21 protein-coding genes are annotated in these 21,567 nt (G+C 45.8%); 8 read left to right on the top strand and 13 right to left on the bottom strand.

All coding sequences use genetic code 11. The features are described 5' to 3' along the window. Nucleotides 1-15: 15 nt before the first annotated feature. Nucleotides 16-2,496 (top strand): GH92 family glycosyl hydrolase, encoded by a 2,481-nt coding sequence (locus J4N44_RS25355; protein ID WP_252045394.1) that lies wholly within the window; start codon nt 16-18, stop codon nt 2,494-2,496. A 64-nt stretch (nt 2,497-2,560) separates the two neighbouring features. Here J4N44_RS25355 and J4N44_RS25360 read toward each other — a convergent pair whose 3' ends face one another. Together J4N44_RS25360 and J4N44_RS25365 are read right to left on the bottom strand one after the other, a co-directional pair. After that, nucleotides 2,561-2,926, bottom strand: a complete 366-nt coding sequence (locus J4N44_RS25360; protein WP_029788275.1) for a VOC family protein — start codon at nt 2,924-2,926, stop codon at nt 2,561-2,563. An 81-nt stretch (nt 2,927-3,007) separates the two neighbouring features. Beyond that, nucleotides 3,008-3,874 (bottom strand): LysR family transcriptional regulator, encoded by an 867-nt coding sequence (locus J4N44_RS25365; RefSeq protein WP_252045395.1) that lies wholly within the window; start codon nt 3,872-3,874, stop codon nt 3,008-3,010. Nucleotides 3,875-3,977: 103 nt separating this feature from the next. On the opposite strand from J4N44_RS25365, the gene J4N44_RS25370 reads away from it, so the two are divergent. Then, nucleotides 3,978-4,589, top strand: coding sequence for a LysE family translocator (locus J4N44_RS25370; protein WP_252045396.1), 612 nt, complete (start codon nt 3,978-3,980; stop codon nt 4,587-4,589). A 108-nt stretch (nt 4,590-4,697) separates the two neighbouring features. Continuing rightward, nucleotides 4,698-5,048: a rhodanese-like domain-containing protein gene (locus J4N44_RS25375; RefSeq protein WP_017189635.1), complete on the top strand. Its 351-nt coding sequence runs from the start codon at nt 4,698-4,700 to the stop codon at nt 5,046-5,048. 80 nt (nt 5,049-5,128) lie between these two features. On the opposite strand, the gene J4N44_RS25380 is transcribed toward J4N44_RS25375, so the two are convergent. Together J4N44_RS25380 and J4N44_RS25385 are read right to left on the bottom strand one after the other, a co-directional pair. Next, nucleotides 5,129-6,211 (bottom strand): AarF/UbiB family protein, encoded by a 1,083-nt coding sequence (locus J4N44_RS25380; RefSeq protein WP_252045397.1) that lies wholly within the window; start codon nt 6,209-6,211, stop codon nt 5,129-5,131. Between the two features lie 128 nt (nt 6,212-6,339). Continuing rightward, entirely contained in the window at nt 6,340-7,209 is an 870-nt protein-coding gene (locus tag J4N44_RS25385) for an SDR family oxidoreductase (protein WP_069217764.1), read from the bottom strand. 187 nt (nt 7,210-7,396) lie between these two features. Here J4N44_RS25385 and J4N44_RS25390 point away from each other — a divergent pair, with 187 nt between their 5' ends. Further along, nucleotides 7,397-7,942 carry a TetR/AcrR family transcriptional regulator gene (locus J4N44_RS25390; RefSeq protein ID WP_017818455.1) on the top strand — a complete coding sequence of 182 codons (546 nt, stop codon included), beginning with the start codon at nt 7,397-7,399 and terminating at the stop codon, nt 7,940-7,942. A 92-nt stretch (nt 7,943-8,034) separates the two neighbouring features. On the opposite strand, the gene J4N44_RS25395 is transcribed toward J4N44_RS25390, so the two are convergent. Continuing rightward, nucleotides 8,035-8,985 carry a LysR family transcriptional regulator gene (locus tag J4N44_RS25395; RefSeq protein WP_252045398.1) on the bottom strand — a complete coding sequence of 317 codons (951 nt, stop codon included), beginning with the start codon at nt 8,983-8,985 and terminating at the stop codon, nt 8,035-8,037. A 189-nt stretch (nt 8,986-9,174) separates the two neighbouring features. Here J4N44_RS25395 and J4N44_RS25400 point away from each other — a divergent pair, with 189 nt between their 5' ends. From J4N44_RS25400 to J4N44_RS25410, 3 genes are all read left to right on the top strand, one after another. Continuing rightward, nucleotides 9,175-9,990 (top strand): enoyl-CoA hydratase/isomerase family protein, encoded by an 816-nt coding sequence (locus J4N44_RS25400; protein WP_180826913.1) that lies wholly within the window; start codon nt 9,175-9,177, stop codon nt 9,988-9,990. Between the two features lie 216 nt (nt 9,991-10,206). Then, nucleotides 10,207-10,638, top strand: coding sequence for a DUF2000 domain-containing protein (locus J4N44_RS25405; RefSeq protein WP_252045399.1), 432 nt, complete (start codon nt 10,207-10,209; stop codon nt 10,636-10,638). A gap of 340 nt (nt 10,639-10,978) precedes the next feature. Further along, on the top strand, nt 10,979-12,715 hold the full coding sequence (locus tag J4N44_RS25410; protein WP_252045400.1) for an ABC-F family ATP-binding cassette domain-containing protein: 1,737 nt from the start codon (nt 10,979-10,981) through the stop codon (nt 12,713-12,715). A gap of 45 nt (nt 12,716-12,760) precedes the next feature. Here J4N44_RS25410 and J4N44_RS25415 read toward each other — a convergent pair whose 3' ends face one another. Together J4N44_RS25415 and J4N44_RS25420 are read right to left on the bottom strand one after the other, a co-directional pair. Then, nucleotides 12,761-13,645 carry a glutathione S-transferase C-terminal domain-containing protein gene (locus tag J4N44_RS25415; RefSeq protein ID WP_252045401.1) on the bottom strand — a complete coding sequence of 295 codons (885 nt, stop codon included), beginning with the start codon at nt 13,643-13,645 and terminating at the stop codon, nt 12,761-12,763. Nucleotides 13,646-13,708: 63 nt separating this feature from the next. After that, a complete protein-coding gene (locus J4N44_RS25420) occupies nt 13,709-14,248 on the bottom strand; it encodes an NADPH-dependent FMN reductase (RefSeq protein ID WP_039840493.1) in 540 nt (179 codons plus the stop codon). Between the two features lie 149 nt (nt 14,249-14,397). On the opposite strand from J4N44_RS25420, the gene J4N44_RS25425 reads away from it, so the two are divergent. Beyond that, a complete protein-coding gene (locus J4N44_RS25425) occupies nt 14,398-15,348 on the top strand; it encodes a LysR family transcriptional regulator (protein WP_252045402.1) in 951 nt (316 codons plus the stop codon). 117 nt (nt 15,349-15,465) lie between these two features. On the opposite strand, the gene J4N44_RS25430 is transcribed toward J4N44_RS25425, so the two are convergent. From J4N44_RS25430 to J4N44_RS25455, 6 genes are all read right to left on the bottom strand, one after another. Continuing rightward, on the bottom strand, nt 15,466-15,897 hold the full coding sequence (locus tag J4N44_RS25430) for a VF530 family protein (RefSeq protein WP_005436283.1): 432 nt from the start codon (nt 15,895-15,897) through the stop codon (nt 15,466-15,468). Between the two features lie 165 nt (nt 15,898-16,062). Then, nucleotides 16,063-17,667 (bottom strand): ABC-F family ATPase, encoded by a 1,605-nt coding sequence (locus J4N44_RS25435; protein ID WP_078609968.1) that lies wholly within the window; start codon nt 17,665-17,667, stop codon nt 16,063-16,065. Between the two features lie 206 nt (nt 17,668-17,873). Next, a complete protein-coding gene (locus tag J4N44_RS25440) occupies nt 17,874-18,332 on the bottom strand; it encodes a hypothetical protein (protein WP_009702257.1) in 459 nt (152 codons plus the stop codon). 13 nt (nt 18,333-18,345) lie between these two features. Beyond that, nucleotides 18,346-20,019, bottom strand: coding sequence for an LruC domain-containing protein (locus J4N44_RS25445; RefSeq protein WP_252045403.1), 1,674 nt, complete (start codon nt 20,017-20,019; stop codon nt 18,346-18,348). Nucleotides 20,020-20,255: 236 nt separating this feature from the next. Continuing rightward, a complete protein-coding gene (locus J4N44_RS25450) occupies nt 20,256-20,675 on the bottom strand; it encodes a VOC family protein (protein ID WP_252045404.1) in 420 nt (139 codons plus the stop codon). Between the two features lie 4 nt (nt 20,676-20,679). Further along, entirely contained in the window at nt 20,680-21,480 is an 801-nt protein-coding gene (locus tag J4N44_RS25455; RefSeq protein WP_252045405.1) for a PhzF family phenazine biosynthesis protein, read from the bottom strand. Nucleotides 21,481-21,567 lie beyond the last annotated feature (87 nt).

Consider the following 21,567-nt stretch of genomic DNA (forward strand, 5'->3'; position numbering starts at 1 on the left):
TAAGGAATCAAGATTATGAACTTTACGAAAACCGCTATCGCCACCGCTGTGATTGCAAGTGTTATTGGTTTGGCTGGCTGCAACGATGACGACGATAACACCTCACCAAGCGTCGATACTTCCAACCTAAAATACGTCGACCCATTCATTGGAACAGGCTTTAACGGACACACCTTCCCGGGTCCTGTTGTGCCAGAAGGCATGGTACAACTTTCTCCAGATACCGAGCTGATCGGCTGGCACTCTTCATCAGGTTACCACTTTGATAAAAAGACCCTATTTGGCTTCTCCCACACTCACCTATCTGGCACGGGGATGGGCGGCTTAGGTGACATTCTGTTCCTGCCGTTTACCGAAGATAAAGCTAAATACATCGAAGACAGCGACGACTACCGCGAAGCGATTTCGGTCAAGATGGACAAAACCTCTGAAGTGGCAGAAGCGGGTTACTACTCGGTGAAGATTGCCGAGAACGGTATCAAAGCCGAGCTTACGGCGTCTGAACGTGTCGGCTTCCATCGTTACACCTATCCGCAAGGTCAACCACAACGTTTGAAAATTGACCTCAACTCCATCCTTAACAGTGACTGGGGTTCGACCTCTTTGCGTAACAAACTGACGGTGAGCGAAGACGGTCATACCATCACGGGCGAGCGCGATGCAGCGCACTTCTCTGGTTGGGCGAAAAACCAAAAAATCTTCTTCTATGCGACTTTCGATAAGAAGATCAAAGACGTCTACATCCTTGCCAATGGTAAGCCTGTTGACGACCTAACGGCAGAGCACGTTTCTGAATTGATTTACGATGACCAAGGTAATCCAGTTAAGCGTGTCAAAGCGGACGTCACTGCCTACATCGAATTTGAAGATGAAGGCTCACAAGAGTTGAATGCGCAAGTGGCGTTATCTGCGGTTGACCCACAAGGCGCAGAAAACAACTACGATGCCGAAGCGAATGTCTCTTTCGATACTGCGCGTAACAATGCACGCGAGAAATGGGCTAAAGCACTCAACTTCTCAATTGAAGGGGGCACGGAAGATCAAAAAGAGATCTTCTACACTGCACTTTACCACACCAAAATTGCACCTATGGTGCATCAAGACGTGGATGGTCGATTCCGTGGCATGGGCAAAGGCTCGATTCGTGAAGGCGAAGGGGAATACTCCATCGCTTACGGTCAAGCAACGGAAGAACAGCCAAACTTCTCGGTTTACTCTCTATGGGATACCCAACGTGCATTACACCCACTAAAAACCATCACAGAGCCAACTCGCGCGGTGCAATACGCGAAGAACCTAGTTCAGAAGTACACTGAAAGCGGCTTGCTGCCGAAATGGGAGCACTTAGGTGACGAAACAGGCACCATGGTTGGCTACCCAGCGGTAGCAGTGATTGCGGATGCAATGACCAAGTTCCCAGAAGAGTTTACTCAACAAGAGAAAGAGCTGGCGCTGAAAGCCGCGATCGACTCTTCGACTTACGACAACTACCCGGTACTGCAAGCAGATTGGGATCAGGGCGTATTGGATCGCACTTTAACCAAGCACATCGACTACATTGAGAAAAACGGCTTCACGCCTGCTATCCAGCGTGTCGATGGTGAACCAGTATTTGAAGACTACACGGTTGAGTCTGTTTCTTACGGTCTAGAAAACGCGTTCTACGATTGGGCTATCGCACAAATTGCCAAAGCAGCCGGTGATACTAAAGTGGAAGAGCAATACCTTGAACGCTCAAAAGGCTACAAAAAATACTTCGATTACAACCCAACAGAATACGCAGAACATGGCGTGACGGGCTTTATGCGCCCAGTGATGATTGATGAAACCTTCATGACGCCATTCGACCCATACGGCACAGAACACGAAACAGGCAACTACACCGAAGGTAACGCGTGGCAGTGGACTTGGTTTGTACCGCATGACATCGCGGGCTTAAAAACCATCATGGGTGGCGATGCTGAGTTCCAGAAAAACCTAGAAGCAACCTTCACCGCAGAAAGCCAAGGTACAGAAACACCGGATATGTCTGGTTTGATTGGTCAAGTTGCGTTTGGTAACGAGCCTTCACACCACATTCCTTACCTATTCAACTGGACCGCAGAACCATGGAAGACGCAACAAGTCGTCGACCACATTCTTGATGACATGTATTTCGCTGCCCCAGAAGGCGTAGTTGGTAACGAAGACGTGGGCGCCATGTCCGCTTGGTATGTGATGTCTGCATTAGGCTTCTACCAAGTGAACGCAGCAGAACCTATTTACACTGTGGGTCGTCCGCTATTCGACAAAGCGGTGATTCCGGTGAAAGGCGGCACGTTCACCATCACCACAGAGAACAACGCCGATGACAACATGTACATCAAGTCTGTCACCATCAATGGCAAAGCTTTGGATAACGGTTTCTTCTTCGACCATTCCGAGTTCAAACCGGGTGGTGAGTTGCACTTCGTGATGACGGGCGATCAATCAGAAGCGATGAAAGCGCCTCAATAAACCTCTATCACTCTTCCCTCTTCAAAGGTCAGTTCGCAAGCGCTGACCTTTTTTCATAAACAAATCAATCGATGTTCTGACCAATACGCCACAACACGCCACTAGGATCGTGCAAACAGAACTCTCGCATCTTCCAAGGTTGATCAATCAGTTCCGTCATCTTGGCTCCGAATGATTCCAAATCTACACTTGAAACATGTTCATGCCAGCTGACAACATCTTCCACCAACAAATGCATCATGAAATTATTGCAATGTTTCGGCTCATAAAAATCTTGCAGCAAGAATGAGCAACTGCCCTTGAAGAAGTACGCCACACCACCAAAATCCGAAGGCATCTCAAAACCCAACGCCTGATAAAAACGCTTTGATAGCTCATAATTTTTCGCCGGAACAAAAGATTTAATTTCAACAATATTGAGGTTTTCCATTTCCTAAATTTCCATTATGTAGCACGTATTCAACCACTCTAGGTAACTCAGCGCGCCCTGACTAGGGTCTCTCTCTGTTTCTTAGGTGCAAGGCACACACTCCGCCATTTGGGTTTGCAGCCAATGGACAAATTTTTGTTCCAGTTCAGAACGTGCTTTGTCTTGAGTCAATAAGACATAGTCATGCCCTGACGGCACAAAACCAAATGGTGCAACGAGATTGCCGCGTTTGAGATCGTCCATCACCAAAGGATAAGAGCCCATCGCCGCTCCTAAGCCGTCGACTGCAGCTTGAATGCAGAAATAGAAATGTGCGAAAGACTGTTCTGCTTTGCCATTCATCGACGCTTCACCAGAGCGCTGCATCCATTCTTGCCATGCTTCAGGTCTGGTTTGGCTGTGTAATAGCTTCACAGAGTTCAAATCACTTTTCACTTGCTGCCAATAGTCAGGTGAAAACACAGGACCCACCCACTCTTCCACTAACTTGGTTTTTGGATAGTGATACAAAGGCTCAAAGTCATCTCGACGAATTGCCATAACAAGCCCCGTCGAGCCAAGCGTTACAGATCCTCCCGCAGTCGAAAGACGAACGTCTGCGTCACAACCATCATTAAACGCGGAAAGCCTCGGCATCAACCAACGCATGGTTAGCGTTGGCTCACAAGAGACTTCAAGGTATTGATGCTTCTCCTGCACCAGCTTGTTCACGCCAGTTTCCAACGCTTGGAATGCTTGCTCGGTATAGCTTTTCAGCATCTCACCCTCTTTAGTGAGCAGCATATTGCGCCCCTGTTTGTAGAACAGAGGCTGAGCCAGATAGGTTTCCAACACTTTGATCTGCTTACTCACTGCGCCATGCGTAATACTGAGCTTATTTGCTGCCTCACTAAAACTCTCAGACGATGCTGCGACATGGAAAACATGGAAGGATTTAAGATGCCTCATCTGTGACTTTTTCTCACACTTAGCGGAATTTGTTTCGATTATAGTCTCCGAACTCTCGACCTACAATTGCCCCATTCATAACAACAAAGAAACAGGAAACACCATGGAGCTTTTCAGCCTTGCCTTATTAGGCATACTCATTGTCATCAGTCCCGGAGCCGATTTTGTCTTGGTTCTTAGAAACAGCCTCAACAGGGGCAGACAAGCCGGAATTTGGAGCGCCGTGGGCATCAGTCTTGCGATTTCGGTGCACATTACCTATTCATTGCTTGGCATCAGTTACTTAATTTCACAGAACGAATGGTTGTTCAGCTTGATTCGCTACTTAGGTGCGGCTTATCTGATCTATCTCGGATTGAAAGGGATTTTTGGGGCTGATTCTCAGCAGAAGATAGAGGGGGAAACACAAGAAAGCATCTCCATTTGGCAGTTCTTTTTCCAAGGCTTTTTGTGCAACGTACTTAACCCAAAAACCATGTTGTTTTTCTTAAGTATCTTTAGCCAAGTCATCGACCCGAATGCAGAATCACAGCACCTAGCTTTAGGTTACGGTGTCTACATGATTACGCTGCACGGGATTTGGTTTTCTATGGTTGCCATCTTGTTTACCTCACCGCGATTACAGAGCTTATTACTGCACGTGAAACGCAGGTTGAACCAAGCTTGTGGCGCTGGCTTACTGGTGTTTGGTGCCATGTTAGGATTAAAGTCATAACACGCTGAGTTACGACATTTCGACTGGCGCCACATCGAAGTTTGATAATCACACGTATAATTCTCGTCAATACTGTTTAGGGCAATTGACCTTGAGGAAAGGAACTCAATGAAAAAACTACTACCGATTGTATTCACTTGTTTAAGCTTAGCTTTCACCGCTCCACCGGTATTGGCTTCTGAACGTGCAGAGCAGGGTTGGCAATGGATTGAGCAAGGCGCAATGATTGTCGATGTGCGCACACCACAAGAGTTTGCCGATGGTCACTTGGACAATGCGATTAACTTTCCGCTTTCTGAGTTGGATAAACACTTTGCTAATGTCGATAAAGATACGCAAATCGTGCTCTACTGCCGCAGCGGTAATCGCTCAGGGCGAGCGTATCAATATCTACAATCGCAAGGATTTACCAACCTTCATAACGCGGGTGGCTTGGTTGAGATGCAACAAGCGAAGTAATGCCACGTAACACCTGCCTAGACAATGGCATGGAAAAGCACACCGCTCGTGTGCTTTTTTTGTTTTCTCGACGCCGAAAACTAAAGTTGGTACTGCAGCACCAATTCGTGTTTCTCTTGGTAGGTTTGAATCAGTTCGGCTTTACTCTTAGCGGCATTTTGATAAAACAACGCACCTCCTTCAACCAACAAATCATAATGTTGCTGCAGCATATCTAAAACAAACTGCACACGTTTAATTGTGGTTGGCGTGCAACTCTTACCATCCAAATCATCTTCAATATCGAGCACATGCGAACGAAACATCTCAAGCGTAAAAAGATGTTCCAACTCAGCATCAGATTTTAGCGCTGTTTGTATCTTTTCCATCGACGTTTGCACTCGCTCTACGATTTCTGGCACGGCATAGTTTTGAACTAACCAGTCCCGCTTGTATTCAAGCATCTTAACGCCTTGTTGTTTCACGTTTTTGAATAGCTGCATTGCCTCTTTTCGGGAATAATTTTGCTCCAATAACCAACCAGAGAAGAAGCGCGTTTCAAATCGCTCACAAGCATCAAACATAGGGTCATGCATACCATTGCTGTTGAACTCTCTTAACGGGTCAAACCGATACATATAACCAAAATCGAACAACTTTAGCTGACCTTGTTTATCCACCAGCAAGTTCCCTGAACACAAATCCCACTCAAACAATCCACTTCGCTCACAGACAAATAGAGTCGAGAATAACTGCCTTAGTAAGTCCTCAGTTAGGGCTTGAATTGGCGAACCTTCAATCCAATCTGAAACAATGATCCCTAAACGATAATCAGCATAAACAGTCTCAACAATATGTTTAAAATCCTCAGTTAAATTCGGATTGTCTTTTTGAGTTTGAAAATCAAGACGGCGTTGAACTTCATTCAGAAAGGAGTACTGACCATCAGGGTTTTGCACTTTCGGCTGTGGGCGTTTTTTCTTGAGCGTATAGTCTCGTCCGCCGACACGAATATGAAATACCTGCGCCGTCAAACCACTTTCAAACGTTTCGACAACATACTCTGAGTTCGCTGTCGTAAACGCCAAGATTTCTGGTGGCAATGGACATTGATCCACATTGCCGACAATTAAGTTTTGATCACTTAAGTCAAATACTTGCTGCTGTAATTGTCGTTGGTTCATGAAGTGCTCCCTGCTAACGATTCAGATATTGTTTACTTTATCGACAATGAAGCACATGACCTCCCCCTTTCTGACCAAAGTCATGGTTGAGTACTTGGGTGGAGTCCTGTTTAAATCGATGAATTGATTCAGCTGTTGTCTTCTTCAGAGAGCTTGCGAAAGTAGTCTTCCAGTCGATGATGCCCATAAGTCGGCGCGATGTTATCTCCACCTAACATGGTCAGGAAGAACTCAGCAGGACCGCCCCACTTCTCTGGTAGGTGGCTTACTATTACGAGAGCAGCTCTGCGTAACAAATCCGGCAAATGCGTATTTTTCTCCGGCTTATTCTGAGATTTGAATGCAAGCTGAGCAATTTGGTTTACTGAAAACACATTCGGTCCGCCTACGTTAATCTCCGTTTCAGTGCTATCGATAGCCTCAACACAAAATCTCGCCAAATCTTTTCCGTGAATGGGGTTAAGCAGGTTTTCACCATCGCCAAAAGTAAACACTCGACCCGATTTCGCCATGTTGTACACCTCGGTAATATCAGAGAAAAAACCATTCGGACGAATCACACAAGGGGTTAATTTTGTTGATTGCAAAAGTCTACTCGCAAAGCGCTCTTTCGCCTCTAGCAGACGAACTTGAGGATATTTCTGAGCATTGAACGCAGAGATATAAATGAATTTACCAACACCTGCTCGCTCTGCTTCTTCGAGTAAGTTCAAGTTTGCTTGGTAGTCGACATCCAAATAACCTAATCCATCTTGCTGACGAGTAATGCCCAAGCATGAGATAACAACGTCCACACCCTCGCAAACTCCTTTTAGCTCATCGGGGTGAGTCACCTGAGCTTCTACTGCCTGCGACTCTTGTAAGCCCATCGCAAGGAGCTTGGTTTTGTTTCTCGCCAACGCTTTAAACTCGGCGTGCTGCGCCATGAGAAATTCAACAATATTCGATCCTAAATAACCCGTTGAACCGACAATTAAAATTCGAGGCTGCGTTTTCATATCGATGTTTCCTATTCTTGGTAGAGGAACAAGACAAAGAGTCCCTTAGCCTTTATTTGGACCAATTGGTCTTTTTAAGTTAGTACGATTCAAACACAAGGTAAAGATCTTTCTTGCCCACTTGGTCTAAAAAAAGAATCTTGTGATATACTGCCGTGATTACGCTAACCATCGAAAAGAGAAAAATATGCCTAAAATCGTCGATCACGATAAAAAACGAGAAGAAATAGCGCTAAAAGCAACAGGTATATTTCTTGAATTTGGCTACAAAAATCTTGGGATGAGACAGCTTTGTGAACAGCTTGGCATGAGTAAAAGTGCGGTCTATCACTACTACAAAAGTAAAGATGAGCTGTTCAAAGCCGCCACCGAGGCAATGGTTAACTTCGATGCAGAAATATTGGCAGGAAGACCGAGCTCAACAAGCGCTAACCCTGAACAACAAGCAGAGAACTTTGTATTAATTTTCCAACAGATGGCACCGCGTTTCTTCCAAGAGATGAAGTTAGTGTCTGATTATATTGATGTGATTGGGCAAGAAAACGTAGCTACCGATCCATGCATGTTACTAGCGAATCAAAAGTACATGACGATGCTAGAAAACTACGTTTCAGCACAACACAAAGAATCACTTTATACCCTAATGCTTGGACTGCTAAACCATCAGTTAATGTTAGGTAAAGCACTAGAAGAAGCGTTTATTATTGAGCAAGTTGAGCGCATTTTAGTTTAGATTCAAACTCGCCTTTAAAATCAACGTGAAAGAGGCTCCGTCGAGCCTCTTTTGTCTAGGTTAATATGGTGAAGCCTAGTCGCTTAATAGCTCTACTTCCCTCGCCCATACATCTTGTCGAAGTTTGGGATGTTCTTCTCCCAAATGGGCGTCTCTTCTCCCACAATGGATTTGAGTGTATCGATAAACAACTTGGTTTTGATTGGTGCATCTCGGTGCGGATACACGGCGTAGAATGTGCCGAAATCATCAATGTTCAAGTGCGTCATGATTGGCACTAGCTTGCCTTGATTGATTTCGTCTTGAACCATTTGTGCAGTCACCACAGCAAGCGTATTTCCTCCTGCTGCGCTTCTTGCCAACATTTCCACATCATTCACTTTATAAGCGACATTAAGCTGAAAGTGCTGTTGTTTACCTAGAGCATCTTGATAGCCGAATTTATCGAATAACAAACCAGGAGCGGCGTAGATAGTGGCGGGTAAAGATTCCAATTTATCAAGACTGTTCACCTCACCATGCTTTTCTAAAAACGCAGGGGCAGCAACAATCAAAAGGCGACTTCGCGCAATCTTACGGGTAATCAAGCTTGAGTTTTTAGGTCGCCCAATGCGGAAGCCAATATCAAAGCCCTCTTGCACCATATCCACCATGCGATCTTCTAAGCGCAATTCAAACTCCACATCTGGGTATTGTTGTTGAAACACTGAAATCGCATCTTGAACGTATTGACGCCCGAACATGGTCGAGCTGGTAATGCGCAAGACACCGCGAGGCTCTTCGTGATAATTCTGCGCCAAACGGTGAGTATCACTAAGAAGTGACCGAAGGGATTTGGCTTGGTTGACCATTTCACTCCCTGCTGCCGTCAATGATAAGGAGCGCGTAGTTCGGTTGAGCAATCGAACACCCAACTCCTCTTCCAAACGGCTGATCTGCTTTGAGATCACCGAACGATCCACATTCTTCTGTTCTGATACCTTAGTGAACGAGCCAAGCTCGACCACCTCAAGTAACAGCAATAAACGACTAGAGAAATCCATAACGTCTTACCTAAAAAACTATTGTTGCTTTTATGGCACCAATTATATGCCATTTAGCTTATTTTTCTCATCTTATAACAAATCTATAGTGGCTGCACACAACGGGAGAGAGACAAACCTCTTCAATACCAAACCAATAAATTCGCGTTACCGAGGTCTGCTGATCTTACTAACGCTGAGGAAACAGCTATGAAAACTCTATCAATCACAACACACAACGGCATCGCTACTGTTGAAATCAACAACCCACCAGTGAACGTACTGACCATCGATTTGATTAATGAAATCAACGAATTTGTCCTATCACTTAAAGATGACCGCGATACGAAAGTGGTGGTATTCAAATCACTTCATGAGTCTTTCTTCTTGGCGCATTTAGATTTGAACGTTATCAACGGCACACAAGGTGGTCAGGCAGCATCAATTGAATTCAACCACATGATTGCCAACATCAAAGCGATGAAACAAGTATCGGTTGCTGTGGTTGATGGTGTAGCTCGTGGCGGCGGTAATGAGTTTGTGATGGCGTGTGACTTGGCTTACGGTACTGAAAACGCGGCATTTGCTCAGCCAGAGATCCACGTCAACATCCCAACGGGTGGCCAAGGTGCGGTGCAGTTCGCTCGTCGTATGGGTAAAAACAAAGCGCTTCAAGCACTGCTACTTGGTAACGACTTTACGGCACAACAAGCGGAGCAGTTAAACATCATTACTCAGTTTGTTCCTAAAGCAGAGTTGGATGGATTCTTGGCGGCAACATTGGGCGTGATTAGCCAACTAGAAGTGCGTGACATCGTAATGTACAAAGAGATCATCGCAACCTCTATCAAAGATGAAGACGCAGGTGCAGAGCTAGAGTTGCGTTACTTCTTAGAGCGCGCAAAAGAGCAAAAAACCGCAGCGATCATCGACGCGTTCCTAAAACACGGTGGTCAAACAGAGCGTGAAGCGAAAGACATCCAAGGCATCTTTGTTGATACAGCGGCTGAGCTAAACAAACAATAGAACTTGGTTCATCATCGACCTAAGGCACCGACAGTCCGTTGGTGCCTTGTCTATTAGAAAACTCGGGAAATCTTATTGCATGAAAAACAATTAAATCATTCGTTTATTGCAAACTTGGCTTTTCGACAGCAATGTTAGAAACAAAATTGCGCGTGCGAGGAAATACAATGGAGGCAGTTAAACAATAGCCAGATCAATAGAAAAATGAGGTCCTCCATGAATCAACTTCCCGACGAAAACCAAAAACGATTTGTTGCCGTAATCAGTAAAAAAGTCGAGGTGGGACGCGCCGTTAACGTATTAGGACACTTGAGCGTAAGCCTTGCGGATCAACTTTCTGATGGCGACGCAGTCTACACCGACTATCACGATCTCGACGGCAATGTTCATCCAAATATCTCCCACTATCTGTTTATCGTCTTGAGAGCGGACAACTCCAACAAAATCAGAAAACTTCGCCAAGAAGCACTCGATAAAGGCATCCCATTCTCTGATTTTACTCACACCATGGTAGAAGGCGGCTCTGAAATACAACAGCAAACCACCAAAAACACACCGGAAGCCGAGTTAGAATACTTGGGTATTTGTTTGTTCGGCGAGACTGAAACTCTTCGAGAATTGACCAAGAAGTTCAGCTTATATCGCTAAAAGCGCGTGATACCTTGGTGATCCTCTCATCATTTTTTCATCAAGCTATCTGTACATTGCCACTTTTAGGTTTAGAATCTAGCGCATCTATCAACCAAAAGTGGCAACACTTACAACGAAATTAAGGAGGAATTTATGTCTTTGTGGTGTTCAATCAACCCACGTTTTTATGGCATGAAGGACCGCTCAAGAGTTTCAGATTTCGCGCTGCGATAATCTCGACTTGAGCGAATAATTACCTTTCGACGAAAACACGTCACCCGAGTACTTTCCCTCAAGCTCGAAGAATTATTGTCAGCTATGACAACGGCGTCTTGCGCCTAAAATTCTTGAGAACACTATGAGTACTTTTTTAACTGCACAATCACTAACCCTTTCTCACACAGCAACACCAATCTTCAAAGATGTAACGTTTACGATTCATCGTGGCGACAAAATTGGTCTTATCGGTCATAACGGCTGTGGTAAAAGCTCCCTACTCAAACTGCTTAGCGGTCAATTTGAACCAAGCCAAGGCACGGTTGCCAAAGCCAGTTCATGTTTGATGCGTTATGTTGAGCAGCATTTACCTAAGTCTTTAAGTACACATTCTGTCTTAGATGCGTTAGCGGAATCCTTATCCGATGATGAGATTTGGCGCGCCGAACTCTTATTGGATGAACTCGGATTTTCGACCACAGAACGACACATGCCGGTTGAGAATTGCAGTGGTGGTCAGCAAATGCGACTCCTGCTTGCTCGTGCGATTATCCATCAACCTGACTTACTGCTTCTGGATGAGCCGAGTAACCACTTGGACTTGCCATCGCTCCTTTGGCTAGAGCAATTCCTATCGAACTGGAAAGGCTCATTCGTATTGGTATCTCACGATCAAACCTTACTCGATCGCGTCACCAATACCACTTGGGTCATGCGAGATCGGTCTCTGCATCATTTCTCTTTGCCTTGTTCTCAAGCGAGACAAGCATTGAAAGAGAAAGATGAAACCGATCAACTTCGCCATGCCAGCGAGCAGAAAGAGATCGACCGAATCGAAAAAAGCGCCAAGCGTCTAGCCACTTGGGGCAAAGTCTATGACAACGAGGATCTTGCTCGAAAAGCCAAGACGATGTTTGCGCGCAAAGAACGTTTAGAAGAAGAACAAACCGAACTGACAGAAGGCACACCGTGGGCGCTGCAACTTCAAGGTGAATCAATGCCAGCAAATCGACTGTTAGAGGTTTTGCCTTTCTCGGTAACGCCACCAAACAGTGATTATCACTTGTTTGATATGGCAGAAATGCGCGTGAAAAGTGGCGACCGAGTTGCCGTTCTAGGCAGTAATGGTTGCGGCAAATCGACTTTGTTGAATCTGCTTTATCGTCAGTATGAAGCCATCCAAACCGACCTAGGCAACCAACATGAGAGTGTGACTTTCCACGATCGCTGTCGCTTGGGTTACTACGATCAATCCCTAAAGCAACTCGACGATCATCAATCCATCACAGATGCGTTTCAGTCGTTTGCCAGCATCAGTAGTGAACAGGCAAAACGTTCGCTAATTGGTGCAGGATTCGAGTACGCAAGACACGAACAGAAAGTCGTCAGTCTAAGTGGTGGAGAGCGAGCAAGGCTACTGTTTGTGGGCTTAACCCTCGCTCGCTATCACATGCTGTTTTTAGATGAACCGACCAACCATTTGGATATGGAAGGCAAAGAAGAGCTGATTGATACTCTGCAAAACTTCGAAGGTGCCGCCCTATTGGTGAGTCATGACCGAAGCCTGATAGAACAAAGCTGTAATCGATTCTGGTTTATTGAAAATGGCTTACTGACGGAGTATTTGAGCGCGGAAGATGTGTATCAACGCGTAACTGATACTGCTCCCAAATCTGCCATACCGCATCATTGCAATGAAGTAATGTCGATGGAAACAAACACCGCGCCTGATGAGCAATCCGAAGAGCAAATGCTGGAAAGACTGTTGGAGCTAGAAAGCTTGCTGGAAGCTGATTTAGGGCGGAAACCCAAACATCAAAAACCAGCGATGCAAAAGCAATGGCAGCAAGAGATAGAGGAAATTACGGCGCAGCTATAAAAACAAAGCCGGAGGTAATCTCCGGCTTTCTTTATTAGATTCGAATTAGATCCACTCAATCTCAGGTCCAGCAGGCACAATCCCATTTGGGTTGATGTGCTTGTGCGAGAAGAAATAATGCAGCTTCATGTAATCAATATCGATGGTGCTGCGAATGCGATCATCGGCAACCAAATCCAGCATGTAGCGATACAAGTTTTGGTGCGCCTTTAGGGGCTTTTTGTTAGCTTTGAAGTGCACTTCATACACCGCCTCGAAACGCACCAATGTTGGCAACAAGAACAAGTCAGATAGGGTAACGTCTTCGCCATGCAAGTAGCGCGATTGTGCCAAACGCTGATCCAATTGCTCTAGCGCATCAAACAGGGTTTTGCTCGCTTGGTCATATTGCGCTTGCGTGGTTGCAAAGCCGACTTGATACACTTTGCCATTCACATTGCTGTGAAGGCATCGATTTAGGCTTTCGATCTCTCCACGCAATGCGGCGGGTACCAACTCCACCGGATGTTTTGCCAAAGGTAGCCAATTCGTAGCGAGGTCCATTGCCATGGCGGCTGAATCATTGCCCATAATCGCATGGTTTTGCTTATCCCACAGTAGAGGGACGGTCACACGTCCGGTGTAGTCGCTTTTCGCTTTCACATACAACGCCGCTAGATTATCCGCGCGGTATAGAGGATCAGGATGCGCGTCATCAAACTCCCAACCATTGCTGTAACGCTTTGCAGCAACGGAAGAGACGGAAATGACCTCATCCAAACCAAGGTACTTGATCACTAGGTAAGGGCGATGGGCAAATGGACAAGCCAACGACATATACAAGTGATAGCGATCCGCTTCGATCTGACTTGGTAACGCGAATTGATCTTCTGCTGTCAGCTCACTTGCGTCTTTGTTTGGATACCAAACGCCTTGTTCTAATACCGCCATACCTTACCTACCTTTCTTGATTAGCTACCCTGATGAATCACTACTTATGCGAGTATAGATAACTTACAGAGACTTCTCGAAAGACGTCATTAGCTCACTCAATTCCGCTGAGGTCGCAGCATCAAATTTGCCATCTTGGAACTTGTCGTAGAAGCCGCCTAGGCTGTATGTGCCTTTTACATCGCCACCCCACCACGGCATCAACTCAGCCATGGTTTTGATGTTAGTTGCGCCGCCGTTTGCACCTGGCGATGTGCTCACCAGTAGAACTGGTTTCTTAGTGTCACCAAAGAAAGATGTACCTTGAGGTGCAACACGTGATAGCCAATCAATCGCATTTTTCAGGAATGCTGGCATTGAGCCGTTGTGCTCTGGTGATGCAATGATGATCGCATCGTATTCGTTTAACGTTGCACGCAGTTTGTGTGCGTTTTCTGGGATGCCCTGACCTTCAACGTCCAAACCGTACATTGGCAATTCAAAGTCATTTAGGTCAATGGTGTTTACTTCTGTTTGTGTAGCTTGGTTTGCCAACGCTTGAACCAATAGGCTGTGGATTGATTGACTGTTGTTGCTACCAGTAAATGCGACGATCTTTTTCATAGTGGAATCCTAATTACGTTTGCCCCTACTTATGTCGGGCACTCAGTGAATGAGGTGATATTAATTAACTCCCACCAGTGAATAAACACTATAATAGTGGCTATATAGTTCACCATGAGTGAACAATAAAAACATGAGGAAACTAATGCGTGGATAAGATCAGAGCATTAACCGTATTTCGTCGAGTGGTGGAGCTAGGTAGCTTCGTCGCGGCAGCAGAAGATTTAAATCTCTCAAAAGCCGCAATAAGTAAGAACATCAATGAATTAGAGAGCTATTTGAAAAGCCCTCTGATTAACCGTACTACCCGCAATTTACACATTACCGATAATGGTCAGCTCTATTATCAACAAGTGTGTCAGGTTCTCGATGCACTCAACAACGCAGACCGCTCAGTGATTGAGTCTTCCCACACATTAAAGGGCACACTCAAAATCAGCATGCCGATGTCATTAGGCTTGATTGAGCTAAACCCCATCATCTGTGAATTTATGAAGCTGCATCCAGAACTGTCCATCGAAGTGGTGATGAGTGATGAACATATTGATTTGATTGAGCAAGGGGTTGATATTGCCATTCGTGGCGGAGGCGAATTGGGTAACTCTAGCCTACGCTCGCGCAAACTATTGGATATCCGCCGTGTACTTTGCGCTTCCCCTCAATACCTTGAAGAGTCGCAGCCGTTTAAATCTCCACGTGACGTTATAAACCATCGCCTACTTAGCTATAGCCTCTCTTCAACGTCTCGCCGTTGGACATTTCAAAATGGCAGTGAGGTATTGGAAGTTGATCTGCCTGCGAGTGTTTACACCGTCAATAGCGGTTTGGCGCTCACCCAAGCGGCATGTGCCGGACACGGGGTTGCGTTGTTGCCAGACTTCTTTGTTGAGCCTCAATTAGCATCCGGTGAATTGGTTGAGATTACCCCTGAATGGCAGATGGAGAAGCACGCGCTGTATATCGTTTACCCCTACCACAAAGAGCAATCGCAAAAGTTACGAGCCTTTATTGATTATGTGGTAGAGAGCTTCCAAACGCGATTCAGCCGTCAGTCAGATCCGCAGCAGATGTACTCTTCGATTATCAAGCTAGGGTCTTAATAACTGGGTTTAGCTAAAGAAAAGGCAATAAAAAAGCCAAACTGGATAGTTTGGCTTTTCATCAAAATCAGCCTTGCTCTTAGACATCAAGCCTACAAGAACAAGAGAATTGAAAGTTTATCGGCGACGATTATTAAAGCGAGCACGATCTGAGCGTTGCTTTGCTGAACGCTCTTTGTGCGCAGACGCAGCCTTCGCTTGTGACGCCAGAATCGATTCAACCGTCAGTTCCATTGGCTCACGTGGTTCCAATCCATGACGGAAAGTACGTGCACGTGGTGGCAAGTTGTATTCGTATTCAGATGCCTTTGGCATGCGCTTGTAGCGGTATAGGTAGAAATTCTCTACACGCTCGCGAGCCCATTCTGTTTTCTTCAGGTACTTAACACTGCTCGCAATGCTTGGCTTAGTATTGAAACAGTTCATACGCATTGCTGTGTCGAGGATTTCCCAACCGTAATGGTCAACAAGCTGCTGCAACATGTCTTCTAATTTAAGACCGTGCAGAGGGTTGTTCTTCTGCAGTTCAATACGTTCTTCGTCGGTCATAAATTCATGGCTCATGAACGGCTCCTTAATTGTGGGTGGCGAGCGTTGTACTCACCACCTTACCTCTATTAGGTTTAGATTAAATCACTATTGCGAATAATCTGTTGTTTTCTTCGTCTCAAAGACGAACTTTACGTCCAATTATTCACGATGATCGGCGCTTGGCTACGCAGCGCTAAGCACCTTTTGTTGGTGTGCCATGTACTCTTCAAATGTACCTTGGAAACTCACCAACTGTTTGTCTTTTACATCAATGATTGAAGTCGCCAATGACGATACAAACTCACGGTCATGACTAACAAAGATCAAAGTGCCCGTGTAGTCTTTTAATGCGCTGTTTAACGCTTCAATCGCTTCCATATCCATGTGGTTAGTTGGCTCATCCATCACCAAAACGTTGATATCTTGCATCATTAGCTTACCAAACAGCAGGCGGTTCTTCTCACCACCCGAGCAGTTTTTCGCTTTTTTGTTGGCATCGTCAGCGGTAAACAACAAGCGACCTAGAATGCCACGCACCATTAAGTCATTGTGCTTCACGGTACGCCATTGTGAGATCCACTCAAAGATGGTCAGATCATTATCGAAGTCCGCACTGCTGTCCTGTGGGCAGTAACCAATTGAAGCGTTTTCAGACCATTTTACTACGCCCTGAGTTTGCTCTAACTCGTTCACTAGGCAACGCAGCAAGGTCGTTTTACCCACACCGTTTTCACCAATGATCGCAAGGCGAGTGCCTGCTTCAAGTAACAAGTTGCCTTTTTCAAACAACAACTCATCACCAAACGAGTGACCAAGGTCTTGCAGTTCCAAGGCTAAACGATGCAGTTTTTTGCCCTCACCGAAATCAATCGACGGGCTAACACGGCTACTTGCTTTCACTTCGTCGAGTTGGATTTTTTCCATCTTCTTCGCGCGAGAGCTGGCTTGTTTTGCTTTCGATGCATTCGCACCAAAACGGTTTACGAATTCTTGAAGTTCGTTGATTTCAGCGGTTTTCTTTGCGTTGGAAGCCAATAACTGCTCACGACGAAGACCAGATGCTTCAAGGAAGTATTCATAGTTGCCAGGGTAAATGCGCAGTTCACCGTAATCGATATCTGCCATGTGAGTACACACAGAGTTTAGGAAGTGACGGTCGTGCGAGATGATGATCATCGTACACTTACGTTGGTTCAGCTCTTCCGCCAGCCAGTTGATGGTGTGGATGTCCAAGTTGTTGGTTGGTTCGTCGAGCAGCAAAATATCTGGGTTAGCAAACAGAGCTTGCGCCAAAAGCACACGCAGTTTCCAGCCTGGAGCAACTTGTTGCATCAAACCAAAATGCAGCTCTTCTTCAATACCCGCTTGAAGCAGAATATCGCCAGCACGGCTTTCTGCTGTGTAGCCGTCCATTTCTGCGAATTCGCTTTCAAGCTCAGCGACTTTCATGCCGTCTTCTTCACTCATTTCAGGTAATGAATAAATGCGGTCACGTTCCTGCTTCACTTCCCAAAGCTTGCGGTCGCCCATGATCACAGCATCAATCACACTGTATTGCTCGAACGCAAACTGATCTTGGCTCAATACGCCCAGTTTCAGCCCCGGAGTAATGGAAACGTTGCCCGAGCTTGGCGCGAGTGCTCCGCTCAGGATTTTCATAAATGTCGACTTACCACAGCCGTTTGCGCCAATCAGACCATAACGGTTGCCGTTGCCAAACTTAGCAGAGATATTTTCGAACAGTGGCTCGGCACCAAATTGCATGGTGATATTGTTTGTACTAATGATAGCGGCGTCCTCGAAGGAAATTTCTTTTAAATAACAAGTTGTTAATTCACTTTCGAGATACGGTTAGAAAAGGGCATATTGAAAGTGGCCGCCATTCTATCTGATTCGTTCAATAGGTGATATAGATCACGCTAATGTTGCGAAGGATTTTTATCAAAAATAAAGCGTGGCTTTAACCACGCTTTGCTTATTAACGACATCTTGGATTAAAAATCGAGATGGTAATTGTTGTTGGATTGATTCAACGAAATCACCCAGTTCTTCTCAGATTCACCAGCATTCATTGGGACCCATTGCGCGTATAACTTGGTCCAATTGCCATTCACCTCTAACTCAACCTGATTGGTTCGGGTTGGATAAATGGTGGTGATGCGTGACATTGGGTCTGCAATCACATCGCCGTTTTCCGCCGTAAATGCCTCTTTGGTGTAGAGATGCAATGCACCATCAGAAGCCCCTTGGTAGTTCATAGACAACGTTATGGTCTCGCCAACATCAAACGAAAAGTCACGTTGTGCCACAATGTCTTGTGTGTCATCAGTCTCATCCACCACTGGCGCAGGAGCTGGGGTTGAAGAGCCGCCCCCTCCGCCGCCACCGCCTCCGCAAGCAGCGACTAGGGTTGAAGCAAACATGATGGTCAGAAGTTTTGTCGAAGTATTCATGTGATGCTCCTTGCTATTCCGTTGCTGAGATAACTTTGCCACTCGCTGGCGCGTTGTACCAACTGGTGTCCGTTTCGCCACTGCTGGTTACCCAAGTCGGGAATCCTGTGTAGGCATGGCTGATGTCTGTGTTCTCGGTTGGGTGATCCCATTCATCACGAATGTTGATTGCCCAAGGCATGTTGTTGCTGGTTAGGAAGTATTCCGAGCCGCCTGTGTCATCGTCATGCAAGTTGAACAATGCGTTGTTCATATCCCCAGTGCCTGAGAATGTCTTAAAGTGGGTTTGCCATGTCATGCCCGGGAAGGTCGCAACAAAGTCCCCGTGGTAGGTACCTTCTGCCGCAAAAATGAATGAGTCATATGGCGGGTAACCGATTTGATCTCGTGCGACTGGCGTGGTCAGTTCGACGACCATCTGGTAGCTGAGGATATCGGTCGCTTGCTGATTCAAACAATTGCTCTGAGTACGGTAATAAGTACAACCTGAAGTCAGAACGCCAAGCGCATCCAGTTCTGCTCTTAAATCCTCCGATACCACCAACACAGTTTCGCTGCCAGATTGAAGCACGGTATGTTCCACTGCTTGACCATTTTTGGTCACCGTTACCGATGCCACGTTGGACGAATCCACATTAGGCAGCTTCACGGCAAAACCATTGGAATAACCTGCCCCCATCGCTTGTAGGGTGTAATCGACGGTAATGGTCTTCAATTCACGTTGACCATTCAAAAGTTCGGTCACACGATAGCGCCACACCACATCGTTAAAGTCGTAGTCACCCATTAACGGCCAGCGATCTTCGAATGCCATCGTCGCATAAGTATCAGAACTTGGGTAAACCGACGTCACTGTGACCTCTGGGTTGTTCTCTTGGACCAACACTTCGTATTTCGAGTCGGTAGTACCATCGGTGTTCACACCATCCACCGCCGAGAAAGGTGAAATGTCCACGGTAAAAATCAAGTCGTTGAAATCGTTATCGCCACTCGGACGGCGAATGTCTTCAAAACCAAGCACCAAAAATTCATTCTCGGTATCCAAGAACGCAACGTTATGGCGGCGGTAATTAGCGGTCGTCTCTGGATTCAAGCTGGATAGACTGTAGAAAGGCGTATTCCAGGGACCAAGATACGGAATGTTATTGTAAGTACTTGCACTCCAACCATTTGGAATAACAAAGAAAGCTAAGGTTTGTCCTGCGGTCAGTTGAACATCAAGTTCAATCGTGTCCCCTTCTTGCATATCCCCATCTGGCGCTTTCGAAGCATTTGGGAAGATCACCATGTGCGTTTCGATATCATCTTTACTGGTTGGCGGGTTGTTGGTGTCGTAAACAAAATAGCCTAGTGAATTTCGATAGCCAGCCCCCTCGTTGAGAAACGTCACTGAGGCCGTCGCGTACTCAGCGCCATCAAGCTCGTCATCGATATCAATGTTTGAATAGCGTTCCGGTGCAATAAACGCACTGTTAACGTAAGTCCCTTCAGGAAGCATCGAGTACACATTGGTCAACGTGTCCTGAGGTAAGGTTTCCGCAATAGAAGTGGTCTCTAATGGTTTACCTTTGATGGTGTAGTTTGCATTGTCACTGCCTGATTCGAACGATAAATCACTGGTAGTGAGCGCGTATCCGGACATCGATACGCAGCAACTGGTTAGCGCAATAAGTTTCCCTGCTTTCATGTTATTCCCCTCATCAACTGAATCGTTGGTCGTAGAGGGTTAACGCAAATATGATGCCGAAATTACCTCATTTAAAAACATAGAGTTATATTGATTTAAATATCATTCTCATTTTGAGAATTAAGCTGATAGGCAAAGTGAAGCGAAATGGGAAGAGAAGAAAGAAATGCGAGAGGCAGACACCTGAAACAAAAAGAGCGCCCCGAAAGACGCTCTTAATATCGATGAGTTCGAACCTACGAACGCGACGCCATTGGGTGGCTTGGGCTCATCTCTAGCAAGTCCCACAGGTTGCCATAGAGATCTTCAAATACGGCGACTGTGCCGTAGTCTTGCTCCGCTGGCGGACGAACAAACTTAATGCCCTGCTCTACCATTCGGTTGTAGTCGCGCCAGAAGTCATCGGTATTCAAAAATAGGAACACACGTCCACCGGTTTGATTACCGACAAAGTCATGCTGCTCGGGCTTAGACGCTTTGGCTAGCAATAATGTCACACCATTAGAACCCGGTGGAGAAACCACAACCCAGCGTTTATCTTGCTCTGGTTGGTAAGTATCTTCCACCAGCTCAAACTTCAACTTATTCACATAAAAATCAATCGCTTCATCGTAATCTTTTACGACCAAAGCAATATGGATAATGGATTGTTTCATCGCGTTATACCTTTAGTTTTCCGCTGATTACCGTCTTTGCAGAGCCAATCAGTTTAATGCGTCCGTTCTCTAACAGCTCGGTTTGTAAATGTCCACCACGGGCTGAGGCTTGATAAGCGCGGAACTGATTTTGACCGAGTTTTTGCGACCAAAACTGAGTCAGTGCGCAATGGGCTGAGCCTGTGACAGGATCTTCATTCACGCCCACCCAGGGGGCGAAGTAACGCGAGATAAAGTCGAGATCCGGAGAATTCGATTGAGCAGTGATCACCACACCACGCCCTTGAATGTTCTTTAATGCGTCAAAGTTAGGCTCGAGTTCCAACACGGTTTTTTCATTGTCGACTTCAATAAAGCCTTTGCTGTCAAATTGAGCATAAGAAACCACTTGCTCCGCTTTCAATCCAAGTCCTGCTAGCAATGCGATGTCTTGTTCAACATCCATTTTAAACTGAGTAGCAGGAAAATCGAGCTCAATCGTCGACTCGTTTACTTTTGCATGTAGCTCACCTGAGAGGGTTTGAAAGGCAATGGTATCGCCAACCTTTGCGAATCCTTGTTCTTTTAAGATTTGCGCTGTAGCTAATGTGCCATGACCGCATAGCGCCACTTCGACTTTAGGTGTGAACCAACGCAGTCGCATGTCTTTCAAACAGAGAAAAGCGGTTTCTGATACCGCCATTTCTTCAGCGATAGAGAACATCAATGCTTCTGGTAAAGGTTCTTGTGAAAGGCAAACTCCGGCAGGGTTTCCTTTAAAAGGTTCGGTGGTGAAAGAGTCCACTTGGTAGATATCGAGATCCATGATGCGCTTCCTAACATTGCGATTTTGGCAAGGTGCCAAACAGCTTATCGGTTTCATGGTAAAGCGACAATGCATGCCCTGATTGTT

Origin of the sequence: Vibrio sp. SCSIO 43155 (assembly GCF_023716605.1) — a bacterium.
Taxonomy (GTDB): domain Bacteria; phylum Pseudomonadota; class Gammaproteobacteria; order Enterobacterales; family Vibrionaceae; genus Vibrio; species Vibrio harveyi.

What these genes read in the sequence shown, in the direction of transcription:
- J4N44_RS25355 (WP_252045394.1), top strand. Translation starts at nt 16, where the DNA reads ATGAACTTTACGAAAACCGCTATCGCCACCGCTGTGATTGCAAGTGTT.
- J4N44_RS25360 (WP_029788275.1), bottom strand. Translation starts at nt 2,926, where the DNA reads ATGGAAAACCTCAATATTGTTGAAATTAAATCTTTTGTTCCGGCGAAA.
- J4N44_RS25365 (WP_252045395.1), bottom strand. Translation starts at nt 3,874, where the DNA reads ATGAGGCATCTTAAATCCTTCCATGTTTTCCATGTCGCAGCATCGTCT.
- J4N44_RS25370 (WP_252045396.1), top strand. Translation starts at nt 3,978, where the DNA reads ATGGAGCTTTTCAGCCTTGCCTTATTAGGCATACTCATTGTCATCAGT.
- J4N44_RS25375 (WP_017189635.1), top strand. Translation starts at nt 4,698, where the DNA reads ATGAAAAAACTACTACCGATTGTATTCACTTGTTTAAGCTTAGCTTTC.
- J4N44_RS25380 (WP_252045397.1), bottom strand. Translation starts at nt 6,211, where the DNA reads ATGAACCAACGACAATTACAGCAGCAAGTATTTGACTTAAGTGATCAA.
- J4N44_RS25385 (WP_069217764.1), bottom strand. Translation starts at nt 7,209, where the DNA reads ATGAAAACGCAGCCTCGAATTTTAATTGTCGGTTCAACGGGTTATTTA.
- J4N44_RS25390 (WP_017818455.1), top strand. Translation starts at nt 7,397, where the DNA reads ATGCCTAAAATCGTCGATCACGATAAAAAACGAGAAGAAATAGCGCTA.
- J4N44_RS25395 (WP_252045398.1), bottom strand. Translation starts at nt 8,985, where the DNA reads ATGGATTTCTCTAGTCGTTTATTGCTGTTACTTGAGGTGGTCGAGCTT.
- J4N44_RS25400 (WP_180826913.1), top strand. Translation starts at nt 9,175, where the DNA reads ATGAAAACTCTATCAATCACAACACACAACGGCATCGCTACTGTTGAA.
- J4N44_RS25405 (WP_252045399.1), top strand. Translation starts at nt 10,207, where the DNA reads ATGAATCAACTTCCCGACGAAAACCAAAAACGATTTGTTGCCGTAATC.
- J4N44_RS25410 (WP_252045400.1), top strand. Translation starts at nt 10,979, where the DNA reads ATGAGTACTTTTTTAACTGCACAATCACTAACCCTTTCTCACACAGCA.
- J4N44_RS25415 (WP_252045401.1), bottom strand. Translation starts at nt 13,645, where the DNA reads ATGGCGGTATTAGAACAAGGCGTTTGGTATCCAAACAAAGACGCAAGT.
- J4N44_RS25420 (WP_039840493.1), bottom strand. Translation starts at nt 14,248, where the DNA reads ATGAAAAAGATCGTCGCATTTACTGGTAGCAACAACAGTCAATCAATC.
- J4N44_RS25430 (WP_005436283.1), bottom strand. Translation starts at nt 15,897, where the DNA reads ATGACCGACGAAGAACGTATTGAACTGCAGAAGAACAACCCTCTGCAC.
- J4N44_RS25440 (WP_009702257.1), bottom strand. Translation starts at nt 18,332, where the DNA reads ATGAATACTTCGACAAAACTTCTGACCATCATGTTTGCTTCAACCCTA.
- J4N44_RS25445 (WP_252045403.1), bottom strand. Translation starts at nt 20,019, where the DNA reads ATGAAAGCAGGGAAACTTATTGCGCTAACCAGTTGCTGCGTATCGATG.
- J4N44_RS25450 (WP_252045404.1), bottom strand. Translation starts at nt 20,675, where the DNA reads ATGAAACAATCCATTATCCATATTGCTTTGGTCGTAAAAGATTACGAT.
- J4N44_RS25455 (WP_252045405.1), bottom strand. Translation starts at nt 21,480, where the DNA reads ATGGATCTCGATATCTACCAAGTGGACTCTTTCACCACCGAACCTTTT.